Source organism: Streptomyces roseirectus, from assembly GCF_014489635.1.
In the GTDB taxonomy this organism is placed as follows: Bacteria; Actinomycetota; Actinomycetes; order Streptomycetales; family Streptomycetaceae; genus Streptomyces; species Streptomyces roseirectus.
Genome location: NZ_CP060828.1, coordinates 3,454,330 through 3,469,701, shown reverse-complemented (window position 1 = coordinate 3,469,701; position 15,372 = coordinate 3,454,330). Strand labels below are relative to the sequence as shown.

The following is a 15,372-nucleotide window of genomic DNA, read 5'->3' as shown; positions in this document are numbered from 1 at the left end:
GCCATGCCCACGAGGATCCTCCCGGCCGTCGGCGACGCGGACGCGGTCCGCTCCCTCGTCTCCCTGCTGAGCCAGCTCCCGGACGCCGAACCCGTCAGCCCCGTCACCGACTCGACCCAACTCGTCGACACCCTGGCCCGGTTGGCGGCCGAGTCGGTCGACGAACTCCCCGAGGTCGTCGTCGTCCACGAACGCATCGGTCCCGTACCGGCGTTGGAGCTGGTGCGTGAAGTCGCCCTGCGTTTCCCGGCGGTGGGCGTCATCCTCGTCACCACCGACGCCTCCCCCGGCCTGTTCTCCGCCGCCATGGACTCCGGCGCCCGCGGCCTGATCACCTTCCCCCTCGCCTACGACGACCTCGCGACCCGCGTCCAGGCCGTCGCCCAGTGGTCGGCCGGCGTGCGGCGCCATCTCGGCGGCAGCACGGACGTGTTCACCGGACCCGGCGGCACCGTCGTCACCGTCAGCGGCGCCAAGGGCGGCGTCGGCACCACCCTCACCGCCATCCAACTCGCCCTCGCCGCCCAGGCGTCGGGCCGCACGACCGCCCTGTGCGACCTCGACCTCCAGACCGGCGACGTCGCCTCCTACCTCGACGTCCAGTTCCGGCGCTCCGTCGTCGACCTCGCCGCCATCACCGACATCTCCCCCCGCATCCTCGCCGAGGCCGTCTTCCGCCACGACACCGGCGTCGACCTCCTCCTCGCCCCCGCCGACGGCGAACGCGGCGAGGAGGTCACCGACCGGGCCGCCCGGCACATCGTCGGCGCCCTGCGCGCCCGCTACGAGGTCGTCGTCGTCGACTGCGGCGCCCAGCTCAGCGGGGCGGGCGCGGCGGCCGTCGAGACCGCCGACACCGCGCTGCTGGTCACCACGCCGGACGTCGTCGCCGTCCGGGGCGCCAAACGCACCGTCCGCATGTGGGACCGGCTCCAGATCCGCAAGGCCGAGGAGACGACCGTCGTAGTCAACCGGCACTCCCGCGCCACCGAGATCCAGCCCGCCCTCATCCAGAAGATCACCGGAACCGCCCTCGCGGCGACGGCGGTTCCGGCGCACTTCAAGGAACTCCAGGCCGCCGTCGACTCCGGCCGGCTGCACGCCCTCGACCCCAAGGGCCCGGTACGGCAGGCCCTGTGGGCGCTCGCCGGGGAACTCGGCCTCGCCGCCCCCGCCGAGGGCGGCCAGCGGCGCCGGGCGCGCGGCGGCGACCGGGGCTCGGCGGGCCTGCGGCGACGGAAAGAGTGACCGCGATGAGACGCCGCCTCAGAGGCGACCGGGGCCAGGTCGCCGTCGAGTTCACCGGCATGCTGCCCGTCATCCTCGTCACGCTGATCGCCATCTGGCAGTGCGTCCTGGTGGGTTACACCTACACCCTCGCCGGGAACGCCGCCGACGCGGCCGTCCGCGCCGGGGCGGTCGCCGACCCCGGATCCCGGCAGGGCGCCTGCGAACAGGCCGCCACCGAGGACCTGCCGGGGGCCTGGCGCGGGGGAGCGAGCGTGGAGTGCGGCGGCTCCGGGTTCGTCACCGCGACCGTCCGCCTCGAAGTCCCCGTGCTCTTCCCGGGAGTCGTCTCCCTGCCGTTCACCATCGAGGGGAACGCGGGCGCCGTCGAGGAGGAGGACGGACGGTGGCTGCCATGAACCGGCGCCGTGACCGCGGCCAAGTGGCCATCGAATACCTGGGGTTCCTGCCCATCCTGCTCCTGGTCGCCCTGGCCGGCGTCCAGTTGGGGATCATCGCCTACGCCGGACAGCAGGCCGGCACGGCCGCACGGGCGGGCGCCCGCAGCGAGGCACGGGAGGCCGGGACGGCGCAGCGGGCGTGCGCCGCCGCCGTCAGCGACTGGCTCGCCGACGGCACGAGCTGCGTCCCCGAGAACCTGGGCGACGACGTGCGGGTCACCTCCTCCGTCGACATCCCGTCCGTCTTCTTCGGCTGGGGCGACTTCGGCCCCGCGCAGCGGACCGCGACCATGCCCCTCGACCAGCGAACGGAGTCCCCATGAGCCTCAGGGCACGCATCAACACCCCCGAGGAGAACGGCAGTCGGGGCGAGGACGGGCACCTGGTCGCGACCTACCGCGCGAAACTCCTGGAGGAGATCGACCTCGCCGAGATGACCACGCTCGCGGCCGCCGAACGCCGCGCCCGCCTCGAACGCGTCCTCGGCCACATCATCAGCCGCGAGGGCCCGGTCCTCTCCACCTCCGAACGCGCCAGACTCATCAGGCGCGTTGTCGACGAGGCCCTGGGGCTCGGCATCCTGGAACCCCTCCTCGAAGACGCGTCGATCACCGAGATCATGGTCAACGGACCCGACGCGATATTCGTCGAACGCGGCGGCAGGGTCGAGCAGTTGCCCCTCAGGTTCGCCTCCGCCGAACAGCTCATGCAGACCATCGAACGCATCGTCTCCACCGTCAACCGCCGCGTGGACGAGTCGAATCCGATGGTCGACGCCCGCCTCCCCTCCGGCGAACGCGTCAACGTCATCATCCCGCCGCTCTCCCTCACCGGCCCCATCCTCACCATCCGCCGCTTCCCCCGCTCCTTCACCCTCCACGAACTCGTCGGCTTCAACTCCCTCGACGAACGCATGCTGTTCCTGCTCGCCGGGCTCGTGCAGGCCAAGTTCAACGTGATCGTCTCCGGCGCCACCGGCACCGGCAAGACGACCCTCCTCAACGCCCTCTCCGGACTCATCCCCGAGGGCGAACGCATCATCACCATCGAGGACTCCGCCGAACTCCAACTCCAGCAACAGCACGTCGTCCGGCTGGAGTCCAGGCCACCCAACGTCGAGGGCAAGGGCCACATCACCATCCGCGACCTGGTCCGCAACTCGCTGCGCATGCGGCCCGACCGGATCGTCGTCGGCGAGGTCCGCGGCGGCGAGTCCCTGGACATGCTCCAGGCCATGTCCACCGGCCACGACGGCTCGCTCGCCACCGTCCACGCCAACAGCGCCGAGGACGCCCTCACCCGCCTCCAGACGCTGGCCTCCATGTCCGACGTCGAGGTCCCCTTCGTCGCGCTGCACGACCAGATCAACAGCGCCGTCGACGTCCTCGTCCAGCTCACCCGGTTCGCCGACGGCGCCCGCCGCATCACCGAGATCGCCATCCTCGACAGCCACGGCGGCGAACCGTACCGGCTCGTGACCGTCGCCCGCTTCGACGCGCTGCCCATGTCCTCCGACGGCCGCATCCACGGCAGCTTCCGCTACTTCCCCCTCCCGCGCCGCACCGCCGACCGCCTCTACATGGCGAGCCAGCCCATCCCCCAGGCGTTCGGCGTGGCCCAGACCCCGGCCGAACTCGCGACCCGAGAAGCACGCTAGGCAGGACGACCATGGACCTCGACAACCTCATCACGCTGACGACCGGCCTCACCGTCCTCGGCCTCACCCTCGCCGTCGCGGGCCTGCACGCCTACGCCACCGGCCGCGCCCAGCGCGCCGCCCTCGTCGACCGCCTCTCCTACACCGGGCAGCTCCCCGGCACCGGACGCCGGCGCCGCTTCCGCGACCTCGACCGCCGCATCCGCCGCACCGACCCCGGCCGCGCCCTCGAACGCCGGCTCGCGACGACCGGACTCGACGTCACACCGGGCGAGTTCACCGTCTACGTCCTCGGCGCCGCCGGCGGGCTCTGGCTCGTCACCCAGGCCGTCCTCGCGCCCTTCTTCGGGCCCATCGCCGCACTCGTCGCCGTCGGGTCCGCGTTCCAGTTCCTCAACTGGCAGCGCCAGAAGCGCATCGAGCGGTTCATCAACCAACTCCCCGAACTGGCCCGCATCCTGGCCAACGCCACCCAGGCCGGCCTCGCCCTGCGCACCGCCATAGGGATGGCCGCCGAGGAACTGGAGGCCCCCGCCGGCGAGGAACTGGCCAAGGTCGCCAACCAGTTGGCGGTCGGACAGTCCATGGACGACGCCCTCGGCGAACTCGCCGACCGGCTGCCCTCGCGCGAACTCGTCGTCCTCGTCACCACGTTGGTCCTCTCCAACAAGGCGGGCGGCCAAGTCGTCGGCGCCCTGCGGAACCTGACCGAGACGCTGGAGGAACGCAAGGAGACGCGACGGGAGATCCGCACCCAGCTGTCGCAGGTCAACCTCACCGCCTACGCCGTACCCCTCCTCGGGGTCGGGTCGTTGTTCCTCATGGACGGCGTCAAGGAGGGGGCGCTCGACCGCATGACCGGCTCCACCGCCGGACAGGCCGCCGTCCTCATCGCCTTCGGCCTCTACGCCGTCGGCTTCGTCCTCATCCGGCGCATGTCCCGGATCGACGTCTGAGCGGGGGGAGTCCGTACATGGCACTGCTGCTCGCGCTGATCATGGCGCTCGCCGTCTGGGGCGCGTTCACCGGCATCCGCATGTACCGCGCGGACGTCAAACTCCCCCCGGACCTCGCCCTCGCCCTCGAAGTCGGCGCCACCCGCACCGGCGCGGTCGACTCCGTCGTCGACCGGCTCGGCATGCGGTACGCGCCCGCCGTCCTGCGGCTCATGGGGCCCCGGCTCGTCGCCAAGTACCGGCGCCGCATCGACCTCGCGGGCAACCCCGGCGGCCTCACCATCGACCGCTACGCCGCCCGGCGCGCGGTGTACGGCGCGCTCGGCGTCGTCGGGGCCCTGGTCTTCCTCCTGCGCGGCAACCCCCTCATCGCCCTGTTCATGCTCGCCTTCGCCGCCCTGTGGACCGAGGTCGGCATCTGGTCCGCGATCCGCGTCCGCAAGGACGTCATCGAACGCACCCTCCCCGACTTCCTCGACGTCCTCGCGGTCGTCGTCAGCGCCGGCCTCGGCTTCCGCCAGGCCCTCGACCGCGTCGCCACCCGCTACGAGGGTCCCTGGGCCGACGAGATCCGCATCACCCTCCGGCAGATGGACCTCGGCATGAGCCGCCGCCAGGCGTTCGCCGAACTCCGCCGCCGCAACGACTCCGAACAAGTCGCCATGTTCGTCACGGCGTTGCAGCAGGGCGAGGAACTGGGCGCCCCCATCGTCGACACGCTCGTCGCCATCGCCAAGGACATGCGCCGCACCGACGCCCAGAACGCCCGCCGCAAGGCCGCCCGCGCGGTCCCCCGAGCCACCTTGATGATCACCACGTTCATGGTCCCGGCCACGATGCTCCTGCTCGGCGCCGGCCTGCTCCTGGGCTCGGGCACCGACTTCGGCACGATCACGGGGGAGTAGGGGGAGGGGATGGGAGCGCCGATCAGGAAGGGGGTGAAGGAGATGCCGGGGAAGAGCTGTGACCGGGGGGCCGGGGGAGCGGCCGGGGCGCCGGGCAGCGACGAACGTCTGCCTACGGCACGCGGCAGCGGAGAAGCGAACCCGCACCCACTCCACGACCCCGACCACCCCCCTCAGGGGCGCGGGGCTGTATCTGATCTGCGGCTACCGCCGCGTGGGCGCGAACGGCCACAACGAACCCGCACCCGGCCGAACCCCCCGACCACCCCCCACCCCCGCCCAACCCCCCTCGCCCTCCAGGTCAACGCCCTCCAAGCCCTCTCCCGCCAAGTCTTCGGCTTCCGGCTGGCGATGATCGCCCTGGCCGCCCCCTCCGCGCTGCTGAACGCCTCCCCCGGCGTAGGGGTCCGCCTCGTCGGCACGGCGGTCGTCGTCACGTTCATGGTCTCGTACGCCCTCCTGAGGGACTGGGAACGCTTCGGCCCCCTCCTGCTGCGCCACCCCGCCGTACTGGCGTTGGACACCCTCCTGGGCTCGCTCCTGCTGATCTCGGCGGGCCCGGAGACCACGCTCGCGTACGTCAGCGTGTGCACCCCCCTGCTCGCGGGGATCCTGTACGGCTGGCGCGGAGCGGCCTGCTTCGCCTCCGCGCAGGCCCTGATCCTGCTGCTGGTGCACACGACACTGGCGTCACACTCGGACGTGAGCGTCGCGGAACGCCTCCTGCTGCCCGGCTTCTGCGTGATCACCGGCGCCCTCGGCTCAGCCCTGCGCAGCCTGATGCTGAGGTTCGCCGAGGCCACCGAAGCCCTCGCGGAGACCCGGTCCCGCCTGGCCGCCACCGAGGCCGTCGCCGCCGAACGCGCCCGCCTCGCACGGGAGATGCACGACTCCGTCGCCAAGTCCCTGTACGGCGTGGCCCTGGCCGCCGAAGCCCTCGCCTCCGGCGCCGACCAACACGTCAGAGACCAGGCCGAGTTGATCGCGAGGGCCGCCCGCCGCACGGCGCAAGAATCCCGCACCCTGCTCACCGACCTGCGCGACGAGAACGCCGAGGACATGGACCTGCTCGACGAACTGGCCCTGCGGGCACGGGACTTCACAACCCGCACCGGCCTGCCGACGACATACAGGGTGACCGGCGACCACACCACCGCCCCCCTGCCCCCCACCGTGGCCCGCGAGTTGCTGACCATCACCGCCGAAGCCCTCGACAACGCCCACCGCCACGCGGACGCGACCCGCGTCGAGGTGAGCGCCGGCATCCACGCGGGCGTCCTGCGCGTCACCGTCCACGACGACGGCAAGGGCCTGCCGCCCGGCACCACCCTCGACGCCCTGCGCGGAGCCGGCCGCTTCGGACTGCTCGGCATGACCGAGCGCGCGGCGGCGCTCGGCGCACGGCTGGCCGTCGGCCCGGGACACCAGGGCGCCGAAATGCGACTGGAACTCGAACTCCCGCCCCACGCGGACGAGTTCGGACAGGGGGCGGCGTGACGATCCCGACCGGAAGGGTACAGAGGGTGAATGTGATCGTGGCCGACGACAACCCCGTGGTCCGCGCGGGCCTCACCGCGCTGCTCACCGCCGCCGGCGGCATCGACGTCGTCGCCCAGGCCGTGAACGGGCGCGAGGCGTGCGAACTCACCGAGTCGCACCGGCCCGACGTCGTCCTCCTCGACGTCCGCATGCCCGAGGTCGACGGGCTCGCCGCGCTGCCCCGGCTCGTGCGGCTCGCCGCCGTCCTCATGCTCACCTACAGCGGGGAGTCCCGGACCGTGCGGGGTGCGCTGCGGCTCGGGGCGCGCGGGTATCTCGTGCACGGGGAGTTCGGTGCCGAGGAGTTGGTGGCGGCGGTGCGGGATGTCGCCGTCGGGCGGGCGCACTTGACGCCTACGGCGGCGACCGCGGTGCTGGAGGGGTTCCAGGGGAATGCGAATGCACACCTTTTCTCCCCTCAAGATACCCATTACCCAGGCAGTTTGAGCAAAGGGCTTTCGCAAGTGCAACCACTTGTGGGACAGTCTCCGGCAAGTAGGGGGAGGTTCCGGCTCAGCGCGAGGGAGGCGGAGATCATGGACCTCATCGCCTCCGGCATGTCCAACCACCAGATCGCCGCGGCCTGTTTCATCAGCGAGAAGACCGTCAAGAACCACATCAACCGGATCTTCGCGAAGCTCCACAGCACCAGCCGCGCCGAAGCCACCGCCAAGTGGCTCGGCACCGCGCCGCCGCCGGTGCGGGGGGTGAGCTGAGATGAACGCCCACACCCCCACCTGGGCCCACATTTGGGCCCCCGGACCCTCCCCCTCCCCTTCCCCCGCCAGCTACGCTCCGGCGGAACGCGGGGAGAACGGCCGTGCGACCGGAGGACAGGGCTATGGAGAAACTGCGGAAACTGCGGGGCGACATGGGCCAGACCGCGGTGGAGTACCTGGGGATCATCGCCGTGGTGGTGGCGATCGTGCTGGCGATCACGGGCACGGACATCGGGCAGACCATCCTCACCGCCATCAAGAACCAGATCACCCGGGTCACCGGCTGACGCCACCCCGGACGCGCGGCGACGCGGGGCAGGCTTTCCCCATCTACATCACGGTGGTGGCGGGCCTGCTCTTTCTCGCGTTCGCGTACCTCTCGGTCGGCCAGGCCGGCGCGAACCGGGGCGACGCCCAGGCCGCGGCCGACGCCGCCGCGCTGGCCGCCGCCCAGGAGACCCGCGACAAACTCGCCGCCGCATGGGTGGCCGACATCCTCGACCCCACGAAGTGGAACGACATCTTCGAGGGCAAGCCCTGGACCGACGAGTGCGGACGGGCCCGACAGCTCGCGGCGGCGAACGACGCCCGCCTGGTCGGCCCCGAATGCGTCTGGGACGGTATGGGCTACACGGTGTACGTGCGGACCGACAAGGCCGTCGGCGACTCGCTCGTGCCCGGCACGGAGGACACCCACTCGACGGCTCAAGCCTCGTCCGTCATCGAGCCGCTGTGCTCCTTCGACCCGCTCCCCAGCCCCACGCCCAGCACGCTCCCCGAACCCGAGCCCACCCCTTCCGAGGGGAGCGGCGAGGAGCCCCCGCCGGTCGTCCAACTGCCGGTCCTCACCTGCGACGGCGTCCGCTGGACCCTGGACCCGGACGACATCGCCGGGCTCCCCGAACCCCAGGACCTCTTCGACGTCCATCTGGTCGACTGAGGCACCACGACTGAAGGAAGCAGAGGCATGAGCATTCGGTGCACGACGAAGGTCCGCAGGGGAATGGTCGCCCTGACCGTCGCGGCCGGACTGGCCCTCGGCGTGGCCGGATGCGGCGGCGGTGACGGTGGTGGTGACGACAGGAAGCCGGAGAGCACACCGTCCACCGCCCGGACGAGCGGCGGGTCCCAGCCGAGCACGCAGGAAGGGAAGTCGGAGCAGCCGCTGGCCGAACTCAAGGGCCCGGACGGTCTGTTGCTCCAGATCACCGGCGCCGTACGGGACTCCGGCGGCTTCGTCACGGTGAACGGGTCGATGAAGAACGAAGGCGGCGAGGCGGTCAACGTACCCGCCCAGGTGAGCGGCAACGAGACCGAGATCATCCGCAACGGCAGCTCGCTCGGCGGCGCCACCCTGATCGACGCGAAGGGCAAGAAGCGGTACTACGTCCTGCGCGACACCGACGGCCGCCCTCTCACCACGACCAACCTCCCGGCGCTCAGCTCCGGCGAGTCCTTCCCCGTCTTCATGCAGTTCCCCGCCCCCCCACCCACCACCACCGAAGTCTCCTTCCAGCTCCCCATGTTCCCCACCGCCACGATCGGCATCTCCGGGTGAGGCCACCGATGAAACACACCCTCACCCTCACGACCACCCTCATCCTGGCCCTCACGACCCCCACCGCGCGGGCGGTGGACGACCCCAGCCTCCCGCCGGGGACGGAGCCGACGGCGACGGCGCCGGTGCAGGTGGATCCGAACGACCCGGACCTGAAGCTCCCGCAGGGCGGGACGCTGGCGGCGTCGAAGGTGCTGGACATCAAGCAGGTGGTGGAGGACCAGACGGGCGACGAACGCAGGGAGGACACGAACGCGGACGTGAAGTTCGCGCTCCAGGCGGAGGTCCTGTTCGGCAAGGACAGCTCGAGGATCACCCCGACCTCCCGCTCCCGCATCGCCGCGATCGCGGACGAGATCAGGAAGCAGAACGCCACCCGCATCAGAGTCTTCGGCTTCACCGACGACCTGGGCTCCTCGGCCCACGGCGACGTCCTCTCCCGCCGGCGCGCGAACGCCGTCCAGGCGGTCCTGGACGGCGAGTTGAACGACCCGAACCTCACGTTCGACGTCCGCGGCTACGGCGAGCAGTACCCCATCGCCGACAACTCCACGGAGGCCGGCCGCAAGAAGAACCGCCGCGTGGAGATCACGTTCCCGAGGGAGGGGTAGCGGGGCCGGGGCCTACTTGGAGTGGTCGATCACGTTCCCGTTGGAGCAGTTGTTGACGTGGTCGCCCACCCAGTCCCCGAGGACGGGCACGACGGCGACCTCCTGCATGCAGACGGCGCCGGCTGTGAAGTTCCAGTTGTCGGCGGCGTTCACCCCGCCACCGAAGTTGGAGTCGTTGTCGGCGTGAGCCGGCGAGGCGGTCAGGGCGAGGGCGGCGAGCGGCAGGGCTGCGAGCATGATCTTCTTCATGCGCCGGACAACGACCCGGCCCCCCTCAGGTCACGCCTCCCGTCACCACCTCCACCCGAACCCCCGCCCGCACCCCCCAGCCCGCCATCGCCCCCGCCTCCGCCTCCAGCACATGCCGGGCCCGCAGCCGGGGCAGCCCCAGTCGGCCGGGGACCATCGTCCGCACGGCCAGCACCCTCAAGTCCCGTGACAGATAAGCGACATCGATGGGCATCCGCATCCGGAAGGTATGGATCCCGGAAGCCGGTGACAGCAGCAGCGCCCCGTCCAGGGAGTCCCGCCCCAACAGCCCCTTCGTACGGGCCCGGTACGACGTGGCGATCTCCAACGGCACCTGGGCCGCGCCGTCCACGACCAGCACGCCCCGCCCGTCCCGCCAGCGCCCCACACCGACCTCCGAGAAGTAGGCGAAAAGAAGGAGTCGAAACCGCCCCGCCCCTGGATAGTAGATCCCCATGACGATCACCCTCGGCGCGATCCTCCGCCCCCAACTCCCCCCGGAACGCCTGCGTTCGGCCGTACGGACGGCGGATGAGGCGGGCCTGGACGAACTCTGGCTCTGGGAGGACTGCTTCCTCCAGGGCGGCCTCACCGCGGCCTCGGCGGCCCTCGCCTGGACGGACCGCCTGCGCATCGGCGTCGGCCTGCTCCCCGTCCCCCTCAGGAACGTCGCCCTGACGGCGATGGAGACGGCGGCCCTGCACCGCATGTTCCCCGGCCGCCTCTCGCTGGCGGTCGGCCACGGCGTCCAGGACTGGATGGCCCAGGTCGGTGCCCGCCCCGACTCCCCGCTGACCCTGCTGTCCGAATACACGAACGCCCTGCGCGCCCTCCTGAACGGCGAGCGCGTCACGACGAGCGGCACGTACGTCACCCTGGACGACGTCGCCCTGGACTGGCCCCCGCAGACCCCCGCCGAGATCCTGGTGGGCGGCATCGGCCCCCGCACGCTCGCCCTCGCGGGCCGCATCGCCGACGGCACCGTCCTGAACGAGTCCGCGACCCCAGGCCGCGTCCGCGAGATCCGCGCCGCCGCACCGGCCCCGCACCGGATCGTCGTGTACGTCTTCGCCGCGACCGGAGAGGGCGCCGGAGCCCGCCTGGCCCGCGAGCTGGACAGGCTCGGCCTGACGGGCGTCGGCGTCGCCGGTGACGCCGAGACGGTCGCCGCCGAGGTCCGCCGCTACGCCGACGCCGGCGCCGACACGGTCGTCCTCCTCCCGACCCCCGACGACCCCGACCCGGAGGGCTTCCTGAGGTTCACGGCGGAACAGGTGCGACCGCTGGTGAAGTAACGGCCGGGGGCGGCGCCCAAAGCCCGGAGCCCGGAAACTCGGCGGCGCCCCCAGTGCCCCTTTGCGACCATCTCCACATGCCCACCGAACCCCCCTCCTACGAATCCCTCGTCGCCGAAGCCGAGTCCGCCCCCACCGACGGCTGGGACTTCTCCTGGTTCGAGGGCCGCGCGACCGAGGCGCGGCCCTCCTGGGGCTACGCGGTCTCCCTCGCCGGCCGCCTCGCGCGGGCGGACGCCGCGCTGGACCTGGACACCGGGGGAGGGGAGGTCATGGACTTCGCCCTGGCGAGGACGGCGACCCCGCCGCGCGTCCTCGCCGCCACCGAGGCATGGCCCCCGAACGCGGCCAGGGCGACCCGGCTCCTGCGCCCCCGGGGCGTGGTGGTCGTCACGCCGGCCGGCGACGGCCGGCTCCCGTTCCCGGACGCCGCGTTCGACCTCGTGTCGAGCCGCCACCCGGTGACCCCGCACTGGCGGGAGATCGCCCGCGTCCTCACCCCCGGCGGCACCTACTTCGCCCAGCACGTCGGCCACCGCAGCGCGTTCGAACTCGTCGAGGAGTTCCTGGGCCCCCTCCCGGACGACGTGAGCCGAGCCCGGCACCCGGACGCGGAGAGCGCGGCGGCGAAGGAGGCGGGGCTCGACGTCGTCGACGTCCGGGTGGAGCGGCTGCGAATGGAGTTCCACGACGTCGGGGCCGTCGTCCACTTCCTGCGGAAGGTCGTGTGGATGGTCCCCGGGTTCACGGTGGCGCGGTACGAGGCGGAGCTGAGGGCGCTGCACGAGCGGATCGGCGCCGAGGGGCCGTTCGTCGCGTACAGCGCGCGGCACCTGATCGAGGCCCGCAGGCCCCTCGCGGGATAAATGGCCGGGAACCGCCGCCCGGCCGCTCGATCTCCACAGGGTTTCCACATCGTTATCGCGAACGGGTGCCCCGACCCCCGGGCGTCACGTAAATTCGGCCACGGCAATTCGCGCTGGCAAAGCTGCGTGGGCGTCATCGCGCAGTGGAGGGGACCGTGCGGTGGCGCCCGCGTCAAACTGACGCCTCCCGCCGCGTTCCCCCGTGCGAGGGACCTGGAACGGCCCGCGTTTTCTGGCCACGAAACCCCCGTGAACAGGGCTTCAGGACCCCTGCGGGCGTCGCCGCGCGACTTCGGAGAGTAATAATTTCGCGCCGATGTACGCGGCATCCCTCACAAAGGGTTATGGTGGAAGCCCCCCCTCGGGCCGGTCCGTATCCCCCCCACGGACCGGCCCGTTTTTTTGCCCGTCCGGCGCCGCCGCAGCGCGCCGCACCGGCCCCCGATCCCCCCCCGCCCCACCCGCTGTGTTCCACGCGACCCATGCGCCCCGTGGAACCGAAGTGCCCATTCAGACGTCTCTACCCCTCAATAGGCGCCCCAACTCCCGCTGGGGGTAAGCTCCCCGCCTGCGGGGACCGCCGTCGAGGAGGGGCTGAACATCACGTGATCCTGCGCGACAAACTGCGCGGCCTGCTGGTCAGGCTGTACGCACGCCGGGTTGAAGGCCACCTCGACCACAGCCAGGTGCCGCGGCACATCGGCGTCATCATGGACGGCAACCGCCGCTGGGCGAAGGCCGCGGGGTCGTCGACGGTCCACGGCCACCGCGCCGGCGCGGACAACATGTCGGAGTTCCTGGGCTGGTGCGCGGAGACGGACGTGAAAGTCGTCACGTTCTGGCTCCTGTCGACCGACAACTTCGACCGCCCGAAGGACGAGCTGATCCCGCTCCTCGGGATCATCGAGGACGTCGTCCGCACGCTCGCCTCGGACGGCCGCTGGCGGGTCCACCACGTCGGCACCAAGGACCTCCTCCCCGACCAGATGCAGCTCACGCTGAAAGAGGCGGAGCAGGCGACCGCGGACGTCGACGGGATACTGGTGAACGTCGCCATCGGCTACGGCGGCCGGCAGGAGATTGCCGACGCCGTCCGCTCGATGCTGCTGGACGCCCAGGACCGGGGCGTCTCCATGGACGACCTCGCCGAGTCCGTCGACATCGACATGATCGGCCGCCACCTCTACACCAGCGACCAGCCCGACCCCGACCTCGTCATCCGCACCAGCGGCGAGCAGCGGCTGTCCGGGTTCATGCTCTGGCAGACCGCGCACTCCGAGTACTACTTCTGCGACGTGTTCTGGCCCGCCTTCCGCAAGGTCGACTTCCTGCGCGCCCTACGCGACTACGCGGCCCGCCACCGCCGCTTCGGCGGCTGACGGGCGACCACGGGCAACCGCTTTCCGGGCCTCCCACCACAGGCGTAACAAGGAGTTCACCAAGGCGCCGTCCCGCGCCGTGGCATGACGGCGCAAATTAGAGGGCATAAGGCAAGCAGGTCGACACCCGACCCACGGGTGTCGGATCTCAGCGGGCGGCACGGGGCCGTCCGCCCGGGAGGCCCTTTGCACCAGCCCGACCGTGCGGTCACGGCACGGACGAAGCAGTGGAGGGCCGGTTTTCGGCCCGTGCAAACGGGTCCTGGACCGGTCCAGCTCCACTCCGTCGCTCCCCGACCTCATCCGAGGGGGTACGTCCTTCCGTGGTGACCAGCACAAAGCGCCACAAGTCCGACCGGCGCACCTATGTTCTCGACACCAGCGTCCTGCTGGCCGACCCGTCCGCGATGACCCGCTTCGAGGAGCACGAGGTCGTGCTCCCGATCGTCGTCGTCACCGAACTGGAGGCCAAGCGGCACCATCCTGAACTCGGCTACTTCGCCCGCCAGGCCCTGCGCCTGCTGGACGACTACCGGGTGAAGTTCGGCCGCCTGGACGCGCCCATCCCGATCGGGGAACTGGGCGGCACCGTCCGTGTCGAGCTCAACCACTCGGACCCCAGCATCCTGCCCAGCGGCTACCGCCTGGGAGACAACGACTCCCGCATCCTCGCGGTCGCCCGCAACCTCCAGGCCGAGGGGTACGACGTCACCGTCGTATCGAAGGACCTGCCCCTGCGCATCAAGGCGTCCTCGGTCGGCCTCCTCGCCGAGGAGTACCGCGCCGAACTCGCCATCACGGACTCCTCCGGCTGGACCGGCATGTCCGAACTGACGCTGCCGGGCGAGCAGGTGGACATCCTCTTCGAGGAAGGACACGTGTACGTGCCGGAGGCCGCCGACCTCCCCGTGCACACCGGCCTCACCATCCAGTCCGAACGCGGCAAGGCGCTCGGCCGGGTCAGCCCCGAGGGCAACATCCGGCTCGTGCGCGGCGACCGGGAGGCGTTCGGCATCAAGGGCCGCAGCGCCGAACAGCGCATCGCGCTCGACCTGCTGCTCGACCCGGACGTCGGCATCCTGTCGCTGGGCGGCCGGGCCGGCACCGGCAAGTCCGCGCTCGCCCTGTGCGCGGGCCTGGAGGCGGTCCTGGAGCGCCGCCAGCACCAGAAGGTGATGGTCTTCCGGCCGCTGTACGCGGTCGGCGGGCAGGAACTCGGCTACCTGCCGGGCTCCGAGTCCGAGAAGATGAGCCCTTGGGCCCAGGCCGTCTTCGACACGCTGTCGGCCGTCACCAGCCGGGAGGTCATCGAGGAGGTGACCGCGCGCGGGATGCTCGAAGTGCTCCCCCTGACCCACATCCGGGGCCGCTCCCTGCACGACGCGTTCGTCATCGTCGACGAGGCCCAGTCCCTGGAGCGGAACGTCCTGCTGACGGTCCTGTCCCGGATCGGCGCCAACTCCCGGGTCGTCCTCACCCACGACGTCGCCCAGCGCGACAACCTGAGGGTCGGGCGGTACGACGGGGTCGTCGCCGTCGTCGAGAAGCTGAAGGGGCATCCGCTCTTCGCGCACGTCACCCTGACCCGCTCCGAGCGCTCCCAGATCGCCGCGCTCGTGACCGAAATGCTGGAGGACGGCGGCATCTGACCCGTATTGGACGGCCGTTCGGCGCCGTCCCGCAAAGGGCGAGAGCCTAGCGGGGCGGCGCCGTCGTGTGGGAGCGTTCGCCGAAATCCCTTGCCCCACAGGCGATGTGAGCTTTCACACCCGGTCCGGAATTGTCATCGGCGCCTGGTTACGGCAGAGTCTCGGTTCTGTCAGGCCCCGCATACGACACACCTGTACCCCGAGGGGTACGGCGCACCAACTTCATAGCTTCGACGTCGTATGCCGCCCGAGCACCAGAAGGCGCCCCTGGTTCTGCCAGGAGTCGCCGGTGGGCCAGCGC

18 protein-coding genes are annotated in these 15,372 nt (G+C 71.4%); 16 read left to right on the top strand and 2 right to left on the bottom strand.

The window, feature by feature from the left end; all coding sequences use genetic code 11:
• The first annotated feature begins 3 nt into the window (after nucleotides 1–3).
• The 12 genes from IAG44_RS14260 to IAG44_RS14205 all read left to right on the top strand — a co-directional run bounded on the left by IAG44_RS14260 (nucleotide 4) and on the right by IAG44_RS14205 (nucleotide 9,633).
• Nucleotides 4–1,248, top strand: coding sequence for a CpaE/TadZ family protein (locus IAG44_RS14260; RefSeq protein ID WP_187747500.1), 1,245 nt, complete (start codon nucleotides 4–6; stop codon nucleotides 1,246–1,248).
• Between the two features lie 5 nt (nucleotides 1,249–1,253).
• The gene (locus IAG44_RS14255; protein ID WP_187747499.1) at nucleotides 1,254–1,646 is read left to right on the top strand and encodes a TadE/TadG family type IV pilus assembly protein; all 393 of its coding nucleotides are present in this window, start codon (nucleotides 1,254–1,256) and stop codon (nucleotides 1,644–1,646) included.
• Nucleotides 1,643–2,011, top strand: a complete 369-nt coding sequence (locus tag IAG44_RS14250) for a TadE/TadG family type IV pilus assembly protein (protein ID WP_187747498.1) — start codon at nucleotides 1,643–1,645, stop codon at nucleotides 2,009–2,011. Before IAG44_RS14255 ends, IAG44_RS14250 begins: the two co-directional genes overlap by 4 nt.
• Nucleotides 2,008–3,345, top strand: a complete 1,338-nt coding sequence (locus IAG44_RS14245) for a TadA family conjugal transfer-associated ATPase (protein ID WP_187747497.1) — start codon at nucleotides 2,008–2,010, stop codon at nucleotides 3,343–3,345. The genes IAG44_RS14250 and IAG44_RS14245 overlap by 4 nt, the downstream gene beginning before the upstream one ends.
• 11 nt (nucleotides 3,346–3,356) lie before the next feature.
• Nucleotides 3,357–4,301: a type II secretion system F family protein gene (locus tag IAG44_RS14240; protein WP_187747496.1), complete on the top strand. Its 945-nt coding sequence runs from the start codon at nucleotides 3,357–3,359 to the stop codon at nucleotides 4,299–4,301.
• A 17-nt stretch (nucleotides 4,302–4,318) separates the two neighbouring features.
• On the top strand, nucleotides 4,319–5,206 hold the full coding sequence (locus tag IAG44_RS14235) for a DUF5936 domain-containing protein (protein WP_187747495.1): 888 nt from the start codon (nucleotides 4,319–4,321) through the stop codon (nucleotides 5,204–5,206).
• A 42-nt stretch (nucleotides 5,207–5,248) separates the two neighbouring features.
• Nucleotides 5,249–6,703, top strand: coding sequence for a sensor histidine kinase (locus tag IAG44_RS14230; RefSeq protein WP_425508522.1), 1,455 nt, complete (start codon nucleotides 5,249–5,251; stop codon nucleotides 6,701–6,703).
• 26 nt (nucleotides 6,704–6,729) lie between these two features.
• Nucleotides 6,730–7,461, top strand: a complete 732-nt coding sequence (locus IAG44_RS14225) for a response regulator (protein ID WP_187747494.1) — start codon at nucleotides 6,730–6,732, stop codon at nucleotides 7,459–7,461.
• A gap of 125 nt (nucleotides 7,462–7,586) precedes the next feature.
• Entirely contained in the window at nucleotides 7,587–7,751 is a 165-nt protein-coding gene (locus tag IAG44_RS14220) for a hypothetical protein (protein ID WP_187752674.1), read from the top strand.
• Nucleotides 7,752–7,807: 56 nt separating this feature from the next.
• Entirely contained in the window at nucleotides 7,808–8,404 is a 597-nt protein-coding gene (locus IAG44_RS14215; protein ID WP_246561696.1) for a pilus assembly protein TadG-related protein, read from the top strand.
• Nucleotides 8,405–8,431: 27 nt separating this feature from the next.
• Entirely contained in the window at nucleotides 8,432–9,022 is a 591-nt protein-coding gene (locus IAG44_RS14210) for a hypothetical protein (RefSeq protein ID WP_187747493.1), read from the top strand.
• Between the two features lie 8 nt (nucleotides 9,023–9,030).
• On the top strand, nucleotides 9,031–9,633 hold the full coding sequence (locus IAG44_RS14205) for an OmpA family protein (RefSeq protein ID WP_187747492.1): 603 nt from the start codon (nucleotides 9,031–9,033) through the stop codon (nucleotides 9,631–9,633).
• Between the two features lie 12 nt (nucleotides 9,634–9,645).
• On the opposite strand, the gene IAG44_RS14200 is transcribed toward IAG44_RS14205, so the two are convergent.
• Together IAG44_RS14200 and IAG44_RS14195 are read right to left on the bottom strand one after the other, a co-directional pair.
• The gene (locus tag IAG44_RS14200) at nucleotides 9,646–9,882 is read right to left on the bottom strand and encodes a hypothetical protein (protein WP_187747491.1); all 237 of its coding nucleotides are present in this window, start codon (nucleotides 9,880–9,882) and stop codon (nucleotides 9,646–9,648) included.
• 25 nt (nucleotides 9,883–9,907) lie between these two features.
• Nucleotides 9,908–10,270, bottom strand: a complete 363-nt coding sequence (locus IAG44_RS14195) for a DUF192 domain-containing protein (RefSeq protein ID WP_187752672.1) — start codon at nucleotides 10,268–10,270, stop codon at nucleotides 9,908–9,910.
• Nucleotides 10,271–10,337: 67 nt separating this feature from the next.
• On the opposite strand from IAG44_RS14195, the gene IAG44_RS14190 reads away from it, so the two are divergent.
• From IAG44_RS14190 to phoH2, 4 genes are all read left to right on the top strand, one after another.
• On the top strand, nucleotides 10,338–11,177 hold the full coding sequence (locus tag IAG44_RS14190; protein WP_187747490.1) for an LLM class flavin-dependent oxidoreductase: 840 nt from the start codon (nucleotides 10,338–10,340) through the stop codon (nucleotides 11,175–11,177).
• A 77-nt stretch (nucleotides 11,178–11,254) separates the two neighbouring features.
• Entirely contained in the window at nucleotides 11,255–12,043 is a 789-nt protein-coding gene (locus tag IAG44_RS14185) for a methyltransferase domain-containing protein (protein ID WP_187747489.1), read from the top strand.
• A 605-nt stretch (nucleotides 12,044–12,648) separates the two neighbouring features.
• Nucleotides 12,649–13,422, top strand: a complete 774-nt coding sequence (locus IAG44_RS14180; protein ID WP_187747488.1) for an isoprenyl transferase — start codon at nucleotides 12,649–12,651, stop codon at nucleotides 13,420–13,422.
• Nucleotides 13,423–13,745: 323 nt separating this feature from the next.
• A complete protein-coding gene (gene phoH2, locus IAG44_RS14175) occupies nucleotides 13,746–15,071 on the top strand; it encodes an RNA 5'-3' helicase PhoH2 (RefSeq protein WP_187747487.1) in 1,326 nt (441 codons plus the stop codon).
• Nucleotides 15,072–15,372: the final 301 nt, after the last annotated feature.